General features: G+C 59.9%; 11 protein-coding genes and 2 pseudogenes. 2 read left to right on the top strand and 11 right to left on the bottom strand.

The features are described 5' to 3' along the window. Positions 1–24: 24 nt before the first annotated feature. The 8 genes from virB5 to H3O04_RS01635 form a co-directional block, all read right to left on the bottom strand. A complete protein-coding gene (virB5, locus tag H3O04_RS01670) occupies positions 25–732 on the bottom strand; it encodes a P-type DNA transfer protein VirB5 (RefSeq protein WP_200161572.1) in 708 nt (235 codons plus the stop codon). 15 nt (positions 733–747) lie between these two features. After that, positions 748–1,899, bottom strand: coding sequence for a type IV secretion system protein (locus tag H3O04_RS01665; RefSeq protein ID WP_202587002.1), 1,152 nt, complete (start codon positions 1,897–1,899; stop codon positions 748–750). After that, complete coding sequence (locus H3O04_RS01660; RefSeq protein ID WP_202587001.1) at positions 1,896–4,376, bottom strand: VirB4 family type IV secretion/conjugal transfer ATPase; 2,481 nt, start codon at positions 4,374–4,376, stop codon at positions 1,896–1,898. Before H3O04_RS01660 ends, H3O04_RS01665 begins: the two co-directional genes overlap by 4 nt. A 1-nt stretch (position 4,377) precedes the next feature. Next, complete coding sequence (locus H3O04_RS01655) at positions 4,378–4,698, bottom strand: VirB3 family type IV secretion system protein (protein WP_202587023.1); 321 nt, start codon at positions 4,696–4,698, stop codon at positions 4,378–4,380. A 19-nt stretch (positions 4,699–4,717) separates the two neighbouring features. Then, positions 4,718–5,071 (bottom strand): TrbC/VirB2 family protein, encoded by a 354-nt coding sequence (locus H3O04_RS01650; RefSeq protein ID WP_012493064.1) that lies wholly within the window; start codon positions 5,069–5,071, stop codon positions 4,718–4,720. Between the two features lie 24 nt (positions 5,072–5,095). Continuing rightward, on the bottom strand, positions 5,096–5,743 hold the full coding sequence (locus H3O04_RS01645; RefSeq protein WP_202587000.1) for a lytic transglycosylase domain-containing protein: 648 nt from the start codon (positions 5,741–5,743) through the stop codon (positions 5,096–5,098). 807 nt (positions 5,744–6,550) lie between these two features. Continuing rightward, positions 6,551–6,958, bottom strand: coding sequence for a hypothetical protein (locus H3O04_RS01640; RefSeq protein ID WP_202586999.1), 408 nt, complete (start codon positions 6,956–6,958; stop codon positions 6,551–6,553). Positions 6,959–7,062: 104 nt separating this feature from the next. Next, complete coding sequence (locus H3O04_RS01635) at positions 7,063–8,760, bottom strand: site-specific integrase (protein ID WP_202586998.1); 1,698 nt, start codon at positions 8,758–8,760, stop codon at positions 7,063–7,065. 624 nt (positions 8,761–9,384) lie between these two features. On the opposite strand from H3O04_RS01635, the pseudogene H3O04_RS36610 reads away from it, so the two are divergent. Together H3O04_RS36610 and H3O04_RS01630 are read left to right on the top strand one after the other, a co-directional pair. After that, positions 9,385–10,158: pseudogene (locus H3O04_RS36610) on the top strand (ESPR-type extended signal peptide-containing protein); the annotation flags it as partial. Positions 10,159–10,253: 95 nt separating this feature from the next. After that, positions 10,254–12,116 (top strand): annotated as a pseudogene (locus tag H3O04_RS01630) (YadA family autotransporter adhesin); the annotation flags it as partial. Positions 12,117–12,318: 202 nt separating this feature from the next. Here the strand turns inward: H3O04_RS01630 and H3O04_RS35965 are convergent. The 3 genes from H3O04_RS35965 to H3O04_RS01615 all read right to left on the bottom strand — a co-directional run bounded on the left by H3O04_RS35965 (position 12,319) and on the right by H3O04_RS01615 (position 16,772). Continuing rightward, positions 12,319–12,795, bottom strand: a complete 477-nt coding sequence (locus H3O04_RS35965) for a hypothetical protein (RefSeq protein WP_237666138.1) — start codon at positions 12,793–12,795, stop codon at positions 12,319–12,321. Positions 12,796–13,739: 944 nt separating this feature from the next. Then, positions 13,740–14,720, bottom strand: coding sequence for an ATP-binding protein (locus H3O04_RS01620; RefSeq protein WP_202586997.1), 981 nt, complete (start codon positions 14,718–14,720; stop codon positions 13,740–13,742). A 3-nt stretch (positions 14,721–14,723) separates the two neighbouring features. Beyond that, the gene (locus tag H3O04_RS01615; RefSeq protein WP_237666137.1) at positions 14,724–16,772 is read right to left on the bottom strand and encodes a hypothetical protein; all 2,049 of its coding nucleotides are present in this window, start codon (positions 16,770–16,772) and stop codon (positions 14,724–14,726) included. Positions 16,773–16,807: the final 35 nt, after the last annotated feature.

Here is a 16,807-nt window from a genome sequence, read left to right as displayed (position 1 = left end):
GGCGTCGCGTCATTGCAGTTCTCCTTATCGACCAAACGTGATCGGCACCATCTGATCCTGAAGTCGCCGCGTGTTGCCCGCTCGCTTAAGAAGCAGTTCAGTCTGCTGCTCGGCAATCAAGCGATCCTCGGTTTCCGCGAGCATCTTGAACATCTGCAACTTCGTCATTTCGTTTCCGACCGCCACGCTCTCCGACTGGATTCGTGCTTGCAGTTCCGCGATACCCTTCGGATCCCGTGTCGTATCGATGTGCCGCATCAGACGTTCAATCCGGTCGAGTTCAGCAAGCTCGGTTTGATATGCCTGCAGGCCAAGTGCCTTATCCTGAAATGGCTTGTTTAATGCACGCTGACAAATTCGCTGATCGATGCCATGCTGATCTTCACAGTCGTAGAGCTTGCTTTGCGCACGCAGCGCCTGGGCCGGACCAGTCAACCCGGCATACCCTCCCTCGCGAATCGCTGCATACACGCTTTGCCAATTACCCGGCAACGCATTGACCACCCCCGGTCTATCCAGCAACGCACCAAAGCCGCGCGCGCCGCTCATTGAGCGGTACAAGGCCATCTCCTGCTGCACTTGTTGTTTGAGCTGCCCGACCATCGCGATCGCCTGGGCGACGTTCTTTTCGTCATAGACCGAATAGATTTCCGCTTTCGCCGGCTCAATAAACGACGCCGAGCCCGCGACAATGGCGCACATCAGGACATGCGTGAATAGGTATCGCTTCATGGCTACGCTTCCTGTTCAGTCGTGCGCACGGTCAAGCTGCTCGCGTGCAGCCCGTTGATAGGCTGGAGGATGCGGCGAGACGGTGCTCACCAATGCGCCAGGCCTAGATATTCGACCGCCGGAAGACGCGTTTCGGTTTGCACTGCGCAGTGCGAAGGCCATCGCACCGGCTGCCTGTCTGGATGCGTAGCCGGCGACAAACGCTCCAAAGCCTGAGATAGTCGCACCGCCCGCAAGCCCCGAAGCCACGGCCGGCAATTGCCACCCAATCGTCGCCAGTAGCATGGATGTAACAAACATGCCGAAAGCCGCCGCCCACGGGGCGCTTGCTTGAAGTGCTTGACGGGCGGCAGCGGCCAACGCATCGGCAGAAGCGTCCGGATCAGCAGTCGTTACTTGAAACGGTGCGAGGTTGGCCGAGAACGCCGCGAGCGCGAGACCAAGAAAAGCCGCAACCAACACTTGCAACAGCGCATAGTTCACGAGCTTGGCAGTCCATGCTTCGAAAAATCTAACAGTAGAACTAAATGCTCCACACGCAATGAATATGGGACCCAGCGCAAGTACGAGGTCGAGCAGCATGCGTGCCATCATCACTTCGACGCCGAGCACCATCAGAAAGATTGCGCCCCCGAAGGCGGCAACCAGACCACAAGCGAGGTCGCCGATACCTGCGACGATGCCGCTCATGCTCAGACCTTCATGGGTCGCCTTGTCGAAATAGGCGTCGACCACGAGGTTAAGCTGCCGATCATAGCAATCGAGCGTCCGGTAAATGCCCACAGCATGCTCGCTTGCCTCGCTCGCTTGTTCTACTGACCCGCATCCAACATTTCCTGCGCCGGTACGACCGGCTGCTGTCTGAATTGCCTGGGCGACGCCGGTTGTCGTCTCGCTCACGGCACTGACGACCTGGGACTGGTACAGCCCCGCACTTAACGCAAACGCGAGCGTGATGACGACTTTCATACCTCGCCACGCAAATGCCGGCACCGGCTCGTGTGCCTCTCCGCGAATCACTGCCATGCCATACGCGAGAACCCAAATCACCACTCCCGTGGTAGCGGCGGGTACTAACGCGGACGACAACGCAGACGATGCATCGCTCACGTACGTGTGCATACCATTTTCGAGCGTACCGCCCACCGCGCTGAAGAGGCCATTCATAGAACACCACCTTGCACGTGTGTAGCAATGCTCGACAATGCGGTTTGAAACGCACTCGTCTGGCGCCGGCGAGCAGTCAGGGCATCATGAAAGCGCGGCAACCACACATCGGGGTCGTCCCCGACCTTCGCCCGGATCGTATTGAGCAACGCAACATTGTCTGACGTGCCCGACAGGACATCGAGCACGTCGCCCATTCCCGAGAGATCGAGTCGCCCGATTGCCGAACGATGACCCTGCTTGACCAAGAACAGCCGGCTGTGCTCACCCATGCGTCTCACAATGTTGAATTCTGCTTCGGTCAGCTTGAAACCGTGGACATAATCATCGTGGTCTGCGCTCGGGTTGGGGAGGAAGAAAAATGTAGCCGTCTGCTCTACAAGCGCACGAGAGATTGGACTGCTAAGCACATCCGCAGGGGACTGGGTATCGAAAATACCTAGGCCGTTTTGCTTGCGAATGGTCTTTTGCTTGTCGTTGGCAAACTCGCTGAACACCGGGTCGCGCAGGCGCTTCCAGAACTCCGTCATCACATAGATGAAACGCCGCCCATCGATCAGGCGTTCGGTCAGATGCAGCAGCACCATCGTCAGTGGCGCACATACCTCCGGATCGTCGAGCAGTTCCGTGTCGTCAAAACCGAACAATCGGTGCGCATCTAGATCAATCCGGTCAACCGGGTTATCGAGCACCCACCCGAGGCGCCCGCCGGCGCACCATTTGGCAAGCCGCGCATGAAGACTGTTATCTCCAACGTTTGGCAACAGTTGCCTGACCATAGACAACCGACGCAGCGATCGATCCATGCGTGCAACCTCCCGGATCGCGCGAGAGATATCGAGCTCATCCTTCGCGGACAGCGGTACTCCGTTGTCGACCAGCTTGCACACGAGACGTATCCAAAAACTGTGTGTCGCCTCGTCCGCCTCCAACTGGAACGGGTTCATGCCGGTGGGCTCACCACGGTGAAATACCATGTATTGACCACCCATGGCGCGAATCCCGATTTCCGCTCCTCGGTCCTTGTCGAAGAGCAGGCCCATCACACCGTACTTCATTGCCATCGCGAGCAGAAACAGTTCAAGCACAGTCTTGCCTGCGCCGGCTCGGCCGATGATCTGCGTGTTGGCAAGCGCCTTCTCGTCGTTTGAGTCGACTTTCTCGGGCGTCGCGTGAAAATTCAGATAGAGCGGTTGCCCGCTGGGCGTTTTGACAATCGTGATAGCTTCGCCCCACGGATTACCCTCTCGCTTTCCAGTCGCGAAATTATGCAAACTGGCCATCGCGCAAAAGTTGCGTGATGTGAGCTTCGCCTCTCGCGGTCGGTATCGCCAGTTGCCGGGGCACTGCGCGAACCACGCAGCATCGGCGACCAGATCAATGAGCGCACTCTGGAAGCCGGCGTCTGCAAGCTTCGTTCGTGCTTGGGCGACATGCCGCACTACCTCATCCAAGGTATCTCCCAGCACAGCCAACGTGTAGTGGTACTCGCCCAAAACGAAATCGCCATTGACGAGATCGTTCGCGGCCTGATCCATTGCCTCGATTTGCGAGACAGCAACGTCATCTCCCGCAATCAGTTGGTTGCGCTGGCGCTCGAGCGCCTCCTTGGCACTGGGACGGTCAAGCACGGTAAAGCTTTGCGTTTCGATGTACTCGAAGTCGCCGTAGAGCAATCCATTGAGCATGCCTGGCTCGGTTTGCTCCGGATAGTCCTTCAGGTCGAGCAACGCCGCATAGCGGGTGCGCGTAGGTGTGCGGATCTCGAGCTTCTCACGGTGGAAGAACAGGCGCGAGGTTGGTAACGTGTCGCAAATTCGACCGTATCCAACCGGTACCGCCTCCCACGTTCCGTTGACTAGGTAACCAAGCATCTCGAGCGCGGCGGAATAGCGACAGAGCCGCTTGGTCAATGGATCGCGGCGTTCATACACACCGAGCGCGCATGGCGACCACGGTTTGAGACCAGTCTCGATCTGCGCGGCGATATCGGCCAGCGCACGCAATGCGTCTTGCTGATCGCGCTGAATGTCGTCAACTGTACGGCGTGCTGCACGGCTGAACAGCCGCCCCAATCGCGTCCGGTGAGGACGATATACGACGCTCACGTAGAGCTCGTTGGTCATCATCGTGTAACCGGCAAAGCTCGCGTAGTAGCGCTCAGCTAAGTCCTGACAGAATCGGTTGAGATAGGTCGTCTCGAACCTGTCCGCGGTACGCCGCCGCAGCCGATGCGTCCATAGCGCGACGTGGCCACCCGGCAGATTGCGCACCAGCTGATTGAAGGTGACATGGCGCGCGAGAATATCGGCAGGATCGGCCGTCTCGAATGCAATCCCGGGAATTTTCCAGATTTGTATATAGTCACCCTCGCGTGTGCGAATCACGCGGTCCGTGACATGCGACGAAAATGGGATGAAATCTGCGAGCACCACTTCGCGCGGTACGAGGGTTGCGTGTGCCGACGGTGTGCTCATGTCACCCTCGCGCCTTCAATCGGATCGGCGCATAGGCATGCGCGCCCCAGAAGCGCCGGTTGCGCTGGCGCAGTCTCATTTTCGCGCGTAGCATGCGCTGAGCGAGACGTTGGTCGTCCTGACGCGTAATCATGCGCATCGTCGCGAACACGGGAACGATCAACAGTACGATTGCGACGCCCAAAGCCGCACTCGCCATCAATACCCAGATTGCCGGGATCAGCATACCGCCACCGACCGTCAACAGCGGTACAAGTGGAACGCCCCATAGCATCGCTGGCCGCGTGCAGCCTTTGAATACGGGATCAGAGAGTGTGTCCACAATCATCTCCGTGTTCACGTTAGGCCGTCGGAATCAACATGCCAGCAATGACCGTTGCACACCCAACGAAAAGGCCGCCGATGAAAACATGCGCAATATCGCCAAACCGGGCGTGCTGGAACATCATCTTGAAGCCAGCCCAGATGATGGAAATCGAACACACCACCCCGCCTACACCGAGCAACGTGTTCTGGATAGTGATCAGCAAGGTATTGACCTGACTGAGTTGCGCAGATGCCGTGGGGGTTGCCATGACAAGCACGCTGAGCACTGCGATGCGGCGCCAATTCAACGAGATCCACGCAACATACGTTTTTCTCAATTTCACGACGCTTATATTAATTAGGAATACAGATTTCATGATGCACTCCATCCGGCCGAATTCTGCCTGCCTTGCTCAGAAGATCACGGCACTGCCTGCGACTCCACCGTTATTTTGGCTTCGCGCTGTATCGTCGTTCGGGTTCGAGGGTGGAGGAGACACAGGAGTCGAGCGCCCGCGGCTCTCAGCCCGAGACCCAGTCACACGGTCGGGTATCACCGGAATCGGCTTTGCAACTGACGTCAGCGCAGGGACGAAAGTGTCGCCCGACGCCGCTGCTTCCGTAATCCGTCGCACATATCCGACGCGAAATCCGGTTACGAAATTCCCGCTCGCATAGCACGACAGCGCAGCGCGCAACGCCTCTTGTGGATGGATATGAATGACGCGAGCGCGCAGAAAACATGCCCGAAGAATCGCCGCACCAGCGCTCAGGTTCCGACAGACGTCGAAGACGGTCCTCGCGGTCAATCCGTAACGAGACCAGTTTTCGCGATTGATTTGCGCGAGGCCGGCGCTGTAGTTCCAGCCTGCCGCTTGCAATGCCTCGACCGTGGCGATCGCTTCGTCCTCATGCCGAGGCTGTCTCGCCAATCGACCATGGGCGACGCCGATAGCGTTGGGATTGAATCCCGATTCGATGCGCACAATGGCAGCCAACGTCTGCGGAGCGACGGCGGGCGCACACTGCTGAGCCATCGCCACGAAGTCCTGCGTGGTCATCGCCCATCTCCGCTGGCGCAGCCCGCGCTGATATTATCGGATCGACATATCATCAATACGGCCGGACCGGCCATCCGCATGGCAGTCGCACTCTCGGCTCGGCCGCGAAGCGATATCACGTCCATATTATCGTTCACACGCATGATCTGTCCCCTCGCCGTTGGTCCCGCGCAAACGATGGCGGGAACACGAGGGAATTCAAGCAGCGGTCAAGCACAGACCCAAACCCGTCTTGTCGACGGGTTTTCCCGTCGGGTTGGCTCTGTATCGCCGATTGAAAACGGAATCGGCTCGAACGTGTGTGTCTATTAAACCGTGTCAGTGCGCGCCGGTTTGCCGCGCCGCTCGATACCCGCTCACGTCGCTCCGAAGCAGCTGAAGGTCGATTCAGGTTGCGTGAAGTACCGCATCCGAACCGGCTCGTCGCGTTGTCCACAGACACAACAATGCGCGGGCCTGTGCCCGACCCCGGCACTATCAGGGCTCGCTTCCTAGACTAACCAGCGGACTGTCCGGGTGGCGGCATCGGCGTAATTGAAGCCCCAATGTCCAGCTGAGATTTACTTCCATATCGCCGCGAACCGAATACTCGGTATGTCGGTGCGTTCAAGTGCGGAAATTTCGACCTAGGCACTACAAGGCTTTCCGACGACAGATACAATTATGTCAAATTCCTCGGAATCGGAGTGTCTGTTTGACTTTTGCGTCTGTTTAAGCAATCTTGTTCCCGCTTTTAAAGTAATTTTGTTCCCAGCCCCCTAGGCGGGAAACTTCGCATGGCCGTGCGTACATCAAGAACATACAACGTCAAACCTCTTCATCTGAGATTCGACGCAATATCAATCTACCTTGCGCGTCCTGACTGATCGACAGCGTGTCTCCGATTTCCCACCCGAGCCGATCCAAACATTGCAAAGGCAACTCAAGGATGGCGTCGCCTGTATCGTCGTCAGCGTCCTCAAGTCGCGCCCGAAACGCGCCTTCCGCGGCAGCGTCGGTCTGCGGCAAATATCGAAGCAACGTCTCGGTCAAGGCGATATCGTCGTGCGGCGGTTCCAGCCAGCTAGCGCATAGGCTATCTGAATATCTGGCCCAGGCGAGCGCGATGTCACTGTCAGACACGATACGTCCCGTGTCCGCCAGGCATTTCCTCATCCGGGCCAAGTGCTCGGGAAACTCCTTGACGACCTGTGCCCGATCACCCCTGCTTAACATGGTATTTCCTCTCGCCAACGGACATTCGACAGTCTTCGAATCTTCTACATAGCACAATTTTCAAGACGGCGATTTCGCGAAACCGCGTCTTCCGGCGCCCTAGCCTACCGCTGGAAATCCCGTGACCGAAACGCCCGATCGAATTGCCGGGCTCGCTGCACCTCGTCACTATGCAGATAGGTCGACGTCGTCGAGATCGACGCGTGGCGCAGGTTGTCCCGCACCATGATCAGCTCGGCGCCGCGCGCGAGCGCGTGCGACGCGTGCGTGTGCCGCATCCAGTGCGGGCTCGCGCGCCGCAGCTTCTCAGCGGTTGCCGGCCGTTCGTCCTGGATTGCGTCAGCGGACAGCACGAAGAACCGGCGCAGCACGCGCCCCAGTCGCGTACTTTCGATACCCGCGCCATCCTCGTCGAGACTCACGACGAGCGGCGTCGCCGGGTTCCAACGCGCCGGCGTGACCGGCAGTCCGCGCTGCACAAGATACTGATCCAGCGCGGTTCGCGCGAGCGACGGCAACGCCACCTTGCCGAGCTTGCCGCCCTTGCCTAGCACATGCAGCCAGTGATCGCCGTGCTCGTCGCGACGGACATCGCCGAGCGTTGCACTGACCAGTTCGCTCACGCGCAGGCCAGTCGCGTAGCCCAAATCCAGCATAAACCGCAGGCGCTGGGCGGCCGGCGCGCTCCAGCCGTATGACCATTCGAGGCCATCGGCAAGCGTGCGGATCAGCAGCCACTCACCTTCAGTAAAGCCGCGGGACACATCCAGTCCTGCGCGCTGCGCGTGGCGCTTGATCTTGACACCGGCAAACGGATTCGCGAGCACGTAGCGCTGCTCGACGAGCCATCGAAACAGCGCCGACAAGACGTTCAGGGCATACGCTGCCGAGCGGGCGGACAGCGGACCGGTGAACGGCCGCCATTCGACGTGGTGCCGGGGCCGTGATGGACCAATCCAGCGCTCGCACGGCGTTGGCCGCCGCAGGAAACTCCGGTAGGCGATCGCATCGTCGGTGGTGAGCGACGATAGTGCACAACTGCGCTCGACGATTGCCCACAGGATCAGGCGTTCAGCCTCCTTCCGGTAGGCGCGCTGCGTGGCGGCCGATTCGTGCAGCGACAGCCACGACTGAACCGCCTCGTAGTCGTTCGAAGCCTTCAGCAGGCAGGCGCTTGCCGGGGCGCGGAACTGGCCGCGCGAACCGTCGACCTCGTGCGGCACACACAACTGTTCCCACGGCACGATGCTGCCGGACGGCGCCACCACGATCAATGCGCGCGCTCGTTCGGTCAGTGCCGGATGTTCGGTGAAGAACGCCTCAATGCGGCGCGCTCCGGAGACGCCGAGTCCAGCGATCGCCGACCACCAGCGACGTCGTCGCTGAATCCGCACGGTCAGGTCCGCAAGTGTCCGAACACCGTACGCGTGCAGCGCTTCGACGATGCGGGGCGGCAGCCATTGCTCGACGGTGTCGGTGATCAGCGGCGCCGGTATGGGCAGGTTGCGAAGGAGCTCGATCGCGCGGGCGACGCCTTCGGCCGACGCGCTCGTCGAGCGAGCAACGAATACGGCTGCGATGTCAGCACGATGGCGGGCTTGCGCGTACGCAATGAGCCGCCTGCGAATCCGGCCGAGCACGCCGCGCGACGATGCCCCGACTGCCCGGCGATCGCCCAGATAGCGGGCGACGGCTGCCCTCGCGTCCACGCCGGCATACCAACTGCGCAATGCGGCGAGTTCGGCTTCGTCGGGAAAACCAGGCCCGGTCTGGTCGATGGGGAGGGTGTCGCGCGTTTTCATGACTGCCAGTTTAGATCAAATTTGATGATGGTCTGATAATGTTATTTATCTGCCTATTCGTCACGAGCGCCCTGACACGCTCCTTTCAATCTTCGCTTTCCGGTACCCGCCGTGACCGCAGTCGGCTCCGGCTTACCGGTCGGGATGTGGTGCCATGATCGTCGGCACCGCCGCCGATGACGGGCGGCCAATCAAAGGCTGCAGTCAGCATTGGCGCAGCGTTGGCCAGAGGCGGCTTTGGCGCCGCGTCTGCCCGTCCCTTTCCGGATTTTGCTTGAGCTTCGCCAAATGAGTACGCCACTGAGCGGCCGCCACGTACAACAAGGTCGCGGCCGTCGCGAGACGTGACCGCGCACGTGCTGTACCCGGCAGCGGCTTCTGTTTGCGCGACACAAGCGCCGTCTATCTGCATATTGCTTGGCCGCCCCGCCCTGCGCGGCTCACCTCTCCGACCCATCCCGTTTTTCTGCCCGAGCGTCTTCGCGATAGGTCTTCGTCGACGAAAGCGACACGTAGGACTCGGCCTACGTAGTCGCTATCTCGAATAGGTCGCGGACGACAGATTGGAACGCGGCCGATCCCTACCATGGGTTTATTACCTGACAAACTGAAAGGATTGGGGAAATGAACAAGATCTATCGCAGCATCTGGAACGCAGAGACGAACACGTGGACGGCCGCAGCCGAAACGGCGAAGTCTCGCTCGAAAGGCGTCTCGTCATCGCCTCGCCGCATCGCAGGCCGCCTATGCGTTATCGCCGCGGCTGCCGGAATGACGAGTTTGCTGTTTGTCCAACCTGTAGCCGCCGCCGCGACGCAGTATGGGGACAGTGCCGCCGCCGATGGGGGCGGCTGGGACATCGGACTCAACATGGGGGGACGACGGGTTGATAATTTGGGCCTCATGCCCGGCATGATCAGTGGCTATGGATATGCAGCCGCTTTCGGCGACAACGCCAATGCAAGCTCTCCAGGCGCGGTCGCCATCGGATCACATTCCACGAGCTCCGGTATTGGTAGTGTGGCCCTCGGCACATATGCCAATGCAATAAACCGATTCGGCACGGCTCTGGGTACAGGCGCGTACAGCACGGGCCTCCAGGCACTGAGCATTGGCTCCTTCTCTGCCGCAAACGGTATTCGCACCACGGCCATCGGTACACTAGCCACCGGTAACGGCACGGATGCCACTGCCATCGGCACGTCATCCAACGCGTCGGGCAAGCGCTCGATCGCAATCGGTGCCGCGGCGACGGACCTGACTAACGGCGCAGGTACTGAAACAGGCCAGAACACCACCGACAATACAGCCGCCTCGGGTGACGATTCGATCGCGTTCGGTACGGGCGCGCGAGCAAGCTCGGATCGGGCGATGGCTTTCGGCACCGGTGCGTCTGCCGTCACCAACGACGGCGTCGCGCTGGGAAGTGGCTCGGTCGCGGATCGCGCAGCCGGGCAAGGAGGCAGCGGTCTGATGCGATCAACGGTTCGCAGTTGCACGGTGTATCGGACAGCGTTGCGTCGGCGATCGGCGGTGGCGCGACGGTCAACGCCGATGGCTCGATCTCGTCACCCGCCTTCACGGTCGGCGACGGCAGCGGCGGCACCAAGGTCGTCAACTCGGTCGGCGACGTCGTCACAAACCTTGACGGGCGTGTCGTGACCAACGAAGGCGCAATCTCGAAGCTCGCCGACGAAATCGGCAGCGGTACGCTCGGCCTCGTTCAGCAGGCCGCCGCAGGCGACGATCTCACGGTCGGCGCGAAAACCGACGGCGCGGCCGTTAACTTCGCCGGTACCGCTGGCAATCGCAAGCTGACGGGCATCGCCGTAGGCGACGTCTCGGCTGCAAGTACCGATGCGATCAACGGTTCGCAACTGCACGGTGTATCGGACAGCGTTGCGTCGGCGATCGGCGGTGGTGCGACGGTCAACGCCGACGGCTCGATCTCGGCACCGGCCTTCACAGTCGGCGACGGTAGCGGCGGCACCAAGGTCGTCAACTCGGTCGGCGACGTCGTCACAAACCTTGACGGGCGCGTCACGACCAACGAAGGCGCGATCTCGAAGCTGGCCAGTGACATCGGTAGTGGCACGCTCGGCCTCGTTCAGCAGAATCCGACGACCGGTGCGATTACGGTCGCAGCGACGACGGGCGGCACGACGGTGAACTTCGCCGGCTCAGGCGGCACGCTGCGCAAGTTGTCCGGCGTCGCGAACGGCGTTGACGACGACGATGTCGTGACGGTTTCGCAACTTCGCGCGACTGGCCTCATCGACTACACGGGCAAGGAAGTCGGCGCAGTCACATACGACAACGGCTTGTCGTTTGATAGTGTGACGTTTGCCGGCTCGAACGGGACGGTCCTGCACCGGGTTGCAGCCGGCGAGGTCAGCGCAACGAGCATGGACGCGATCAACGGTGGCCAGCTCTACGACCTGCAAGAGCGGTTCGCCGATCAATACGACCGGTTAAGCGGACAGGTCGGCGATCTGTCGAACCGCTTCGACGACATGGCCGATCGTCTCGGCGACCTCGAAGGCAACCCTGGAACGGGAACGGGTGGCTCAGGCACGGGCGTAGGTTCGGTCGTCGTTGGCGAAGGCGCGGACGCGTCCGGTGCGTACAGCTCGGCCATCGGCCAGGGTGCAGTCGCATCGGGTGACAAGAGCTCAGCCATCGGTCAGGGCTCGGTCGCGTCCGGCAACAACAGTTCGGCCGTCGGCCAAGGTTCGGTCGCATCGGGCAGCAACAGTTCGGCCGTCGGCCAAGGTTCGGTCGCGTCAGGCGAAAACAGCTCGACGCTTGGCCAGAATTCGAGCGCGTCCGGCGCTAACAGCTCGGCCATCGGCCAAGGCTCGGTTGCGTCGGGTGCGAACGGCACGGCACTCGGTCAAGGCTCGGTTGCGTCGGGTACGAACGGCACGGCACTCGGTCAGGGCTCGGTCGCATCCGGCAACAATTCGGTCGCGCTCGGCGCGGGCTCGGTCGCGGATCGCGACAATGCGGTGTCGGTCGGTTCGGCCGGCAACGAACGGCAGATCACGAACGTCGCAGCCGGCACCGCGCCGACTGACGCGGTCAATGTGCAGCAGATGAACAACACGGTCCACAGCGCCCGCCAGGATGCGATGGGGGGCGTGGCGGCGGCGATGGCCGTGGCCGGGTTGCCCCAGTCGACGATCCCGGGCCGTACCTTCGTATCGATGGCCGGCAGCACGTACGGCGGCGAGTACGGCAGTGCGCTCGGCGTGTCGTACATGACGCGTGACGGCAAGTGGACGGTCAAGGCGTCGGCCAACACCAGCAGCCGCGGCGAAGTCGGCGCGGTGATCGGCGGCGGCTTCTACTGGTAAGCGGTTAGCTGGCTCTAGTGCGTACGAGAATCGCGTCTCGCCCGAACCTTGTTCACACCTCCTTTCAGTGAGGGCGACGCGAGGATCGTGCGCAATTTAGGGGGAGGGCTCCGGTTATCCGGAGCCCTTTTTCGTGGGTTTGCCACAATCATCAACTTCTACGACGTTCAGCTTCGCGAACAACTGCGCGCGTTGCATGGATTCATGCAGTTTTGGTCCATCGGATGAGCAATAGGCCTTCCTCGGTCGCACGCAGGCGAACACAATATTTCGGATCGTCGCGTTCGGATGGTCCAATACCTTGCTCAAGGCTATCAAGCCATGCGATCTGTGCGTCAAAGGCCGATTCGACTTCCCAGGCTGCGGCCGTGTTGAAAAGATCGGTCAGCGGTGAATCCTGACGCCACTCACAGCAGGACCAAAGATCCTGGTCGATATGCAAAAATCCGTCTGGCGTCACCATTGCATCCTTCGCATAACTGATCAGGCCGGCATCACGCATTTCTTTCGAGAGGGCTATGAAGCGAAAATATTCCTGATCCTCCTTGCGGCTGGAAAGCGTCTGCTCAAACCGCCCCCACCCTAGTTCAAGTTCTTTGTACGCAACCTCAAACGGACATGTGCAGCCTTCGTGGGGCCATTCATCTGGATGCACCGGAATCCAGTGCCAGTTGTCCATCCCCCATAGACAAGTCCCCACCGGCAATGGCACGAACCATGGCGGCTCTTGAGAACATCTTGTACTGTTCGGCAACGTGCAACAAACGGCGGGGGATTGGGTAGATGCGCACCGAGATTCTTGTAGAAGTCAAAGACACGATCAAACGAAAGGTGATGTTCCCGGAGTCGCTCAAGTTCGAGTCTAGCTTGACGTGCAAACGGCCGTGACTCCATCCGCCATGTGTGGCAGTGTTCGCGGAAAAGCGGTTCAATACTAGCGGGCATTGTCGCGAGCATACGTATCTGACCGATTGCCTGGCCGAGCGATAGATCCCCGAGGAACGCGCCGTCGCCTGAGCGCCATATCTCTCCTCGCGATAGGCTGGCAGCAACACCACTCGCACGTATCACCCAATCGGTCAGCGACACAATATGCGCTTGTTCGAGCGCAGGAAAACCGTCGCTGTCGCCATGCGGCCATCCTCTGCAACATTTGAGCATGACGCGTTTAAGTGCCTCCACGTGCTGCACGACGATGGTTTTTGTGTGTATCCCAATTGGGGCGATGCTGAGCTCAGTCAAATGAAATGGGCACCGCGAAAGCCATGTGGCTTCGTGCAGGTAGCTGTGGTAGCCATGCTGCGCGCACTCTTCGCAGTAACGGATGAAACTCCGATCGCGCATCGCCCCCGGTGGGGCGTAGTAACCGCAATCAGTAAAGTTCAGCGACGGCGAGAATACGCCATGGACAAGCGACAACGTTTCGTTCAGGACGGAGGAAATGCGCGTGATTTCCCTATCGGGAAGCGATTTACTCCCATCGAGGTCGACCTGGAGAAACTTCAGACATTGGCGGGCATTGATGCCGTTCAGCTCACTGAACCGGGCCAGGAAAGAAAGCCTCGACTCGTACGGGCGGAGGTTGCGAGGCCACCAGTTGACAGACGGATACCCCGACATTTTTCAGGTGCCCGTCGAGATGATACGCATGTGGTCGGAGAAATTCGCCCTTGCCAGTTCATTCAGCCAGCTTTCGTAGGAGGTTACCTCGTTCCAGTCCTCTCCCCTGGATAACCGGAACAGCATCGCCTCGGTTGCCCTCGCGACGTGCTGCATAGGAAACTCTATGTGCCGGCGCGCAGCATCAGGGGAAAGTTCTGTCAACGCCTTCCATAAATCACCGGCACTATCGGTCAGGCGCCTCCCGGCTGCAAAGTCTGCCGGCGCAAAATATTCGAGATACGAAATCCCACTGCCGGGTGGCCATTCAGAGTCGATATCGTAGCCGTTCATCACATAGCCGAGTTCGCTGCATGATCGCAACCCGTGAAATCGGGCATGCGCCGCCATGAAACGGGCTGCAACGTGCGCGTTCCCCGTGCTAGCCATATATTCATGGTGGTAACTCAATTGATGCGATCCGACCGAAAATACGCTAAGCAGGTAGCCCTCGTAGTCGAGGTCGTTCTGCAGTCCGACGAGCCATTTCCATTCCCGTAGGGTAAGGTCCTGTGCTTCATCGATCAGCAAAACCAGATAGTTTCTTTCGGAATTGTTCGCTATGGCAATGAAACGCTGCCGGCACAGATACATCGCCTCTGCCTTTCGAGGAGGCTTCAGCGGATTGGCAAATTCGAATCGAGAAGCCAGGAGAATCTGGTGCCAGAATCCCGCTTCACTCGTATGACTGTCCGCGCGCCGGTTCCACACGACCAGCGGCAGCACGGCTTTGAAGCGCTCCTCAAGTACGCTAGCGAGGTACCATTGCACGCATCGCGTTTTACCCAGACGGGAAGCACCATAAATATAGCCGCCGGGTCGCTGCTGATCGATCCAGTCTCCAATCTGCGCAATCATTTCGTGCATGGGCGGTGTATAAACCGCATACTGCCGCGTAACGATACAGTGCCGTGGATCAATGCGCTCGGGCAATTCGAACGCCACGGCTTATCTCGTCGCAGCCATGCGGCGCGGAGGTAACCTTGGGTCGCCGATGGCCGAGGCTCTGGATGTAGCCGAGTCGGGACGTGCACGTCTATCGGTTACTTCTCCCACTTGCGAAGTAGCTTGGGAAGAAACGTTACCGGGTTTGGCACGGGCCAGCGCAGCATCCAGCATTGCGGGGCCAATTGAGGTCTCGGCCGCTGCAGCAAGGATTCGCCTTGCCTCCAGATAGGCGGGGTGAACCGGCAATTTGCTATGAGCTTGGCTTTCTACGAAATGTATGAAAGCCTCGATCGCGTCGCCGCCTGCGGGAATCGTGAATTGTCCGCGTGCGCAGACTTGGCAAATCGCGGTACGCACGGCAAGACTGTGGGGCGAAATGTGCCAGGGCGGTGCTGCCCTCAGAACACCGAGCGACGTGCCATCCAGCGTTGAGGCGAGCATGACCCTGCAGTCATCCTCCTTGTGGCAGATTACCCAAATCCCGGTCCCGACCAAGTCATGCCTGTTCTGTAGCAGTTCGCTCGTATAGCGGCAGTAATAAAATTCGACAAATGGTGCACGCCCCGCCTCGGCCCCACCACGCACGACACAGCGCTTGCGGATGCTGAACAATGCCTCGATCACCGTGGGGTCAGCCCGGCGGAAGTGCTGGTCGGTGTGCTGATACAGAAATCTCGCGTAGGCGAGCGGCGTACGGTTACCGATGCCGCTGTGTGGCGAGGCGTTATAGTTGGCAATAAGCACGTCCAGCAGTTCTTCCGCGTATTCGTACTGGAAACGGCTTGCCAGTGCGACAGCCTCCGGCTCCTTCCCCTTACGATCCTGCGGTTTGGCCCCGGTCGTGTTCGACATACGCTGAAAACCTTGGCCAGCGAGATTGCGGAAGAACGTCTCGATAAAGGGTCGATCGTCCTTGCTTCGCCGCTTCGAGAACGAAGTTGCAGGCTCGAGCAACGTGGAACCAACCGCGTCGCGTAGTGCCTCGCGCACATGCTGGCAGGTCTGCGCCAAAGCTCCGTCCACGCTGGTTTCGTCCCAACACAACCCGTTGAACTCATCCCCTAACGTGGAAAGAAGCCCGGCTTCGGGCAGGTACGGGGTAGCGCAGAAGCTAACAGGACGCAGGCTCCATGGAACTAACGCGCGCTTCATCGCACGCAGCACATCATCCTTGGAAACCTCCCGCCTCATGCTGAAGTAGTAGCCTATGACAGCGCGCGAGACGACCTCAAGGATGACGATGACCCAGAGACGATGAATGATCTTGTCGCGAAAACCTCCACCGGGCAGTGGCAGTGAAACGCAGAAGCGCCCGTCCAGCTTGTGCGCGTCCATCTCGACACGCTGCATGAATTTCAAAACAGGACGCCCAGTTCCATCACCTGTCTTCAGTTTCGACACCCGATCCGGACCACCCGTGACGGCTGCCAGTGCACGCGGATCCGCCGCCAGCACGCCGTCGATGTACCGGCAGATCGAAACGTAACCCAAGCTGGCGGTATTGAATGGCCACTCGTTGCGCACCTCGTATCCGAGCACACGCAACTGATCCAAAAACCAAGCGCAATGACGCCGTCTCGACTTTCGGGTTTCCACGAGCAGTTTACACGAGCTACCTGCGCAAATTCGCGCATCGAATGCCCGACGCAGATCGGGACGATGATCCAGCAGCGTCTGTAGCGCACCAGCTCCACCACTGCCAAACCGATCGACGCGAATCTTCGTACGTCGCTGGTAGCGCTTTACCCTGTACCAAGGAACAAGGCCTCGCCATCCGAAAGGTTGCCCGTCGGGATGCGTCTCCAGGCAACGCTCCCTGATGAGGCGGTAGGCTTGTTTGGCGCCGAGTGAAGTCAATTGCCTGATGGTCTGAGCCGAAGCACCTTCAAGATATAGTGAGACAGCCCGCTTTCTCGCAAGATACAGGGCGCGCCTCGCGTCATTGAGCGCTCCCTCGTCTGGCGTGGCCCATTGCGACGTATCAATGCTCCGCCCACCCACCGTCCGGCGAGAATAGCGAAGGTTGTCGTCAACGTCGGCTGCTTGCATGGCCCCTCCGATAAAGCAATTACCGAGGCTACAGG

The organism is Burkholderia sp. KCJ3K979, assembly GCF_016759955.1.
Taxonomy (GTDB): Bacteria; Pseudomonadota; Gammaproteobacteria; order Burkholderiales; family Burkholderiaceae; genus Burkholderia; species Burkholderia orbicola.
This window is presented reverse-complemented; position numbering and strand designations above follow the sequence as displayed.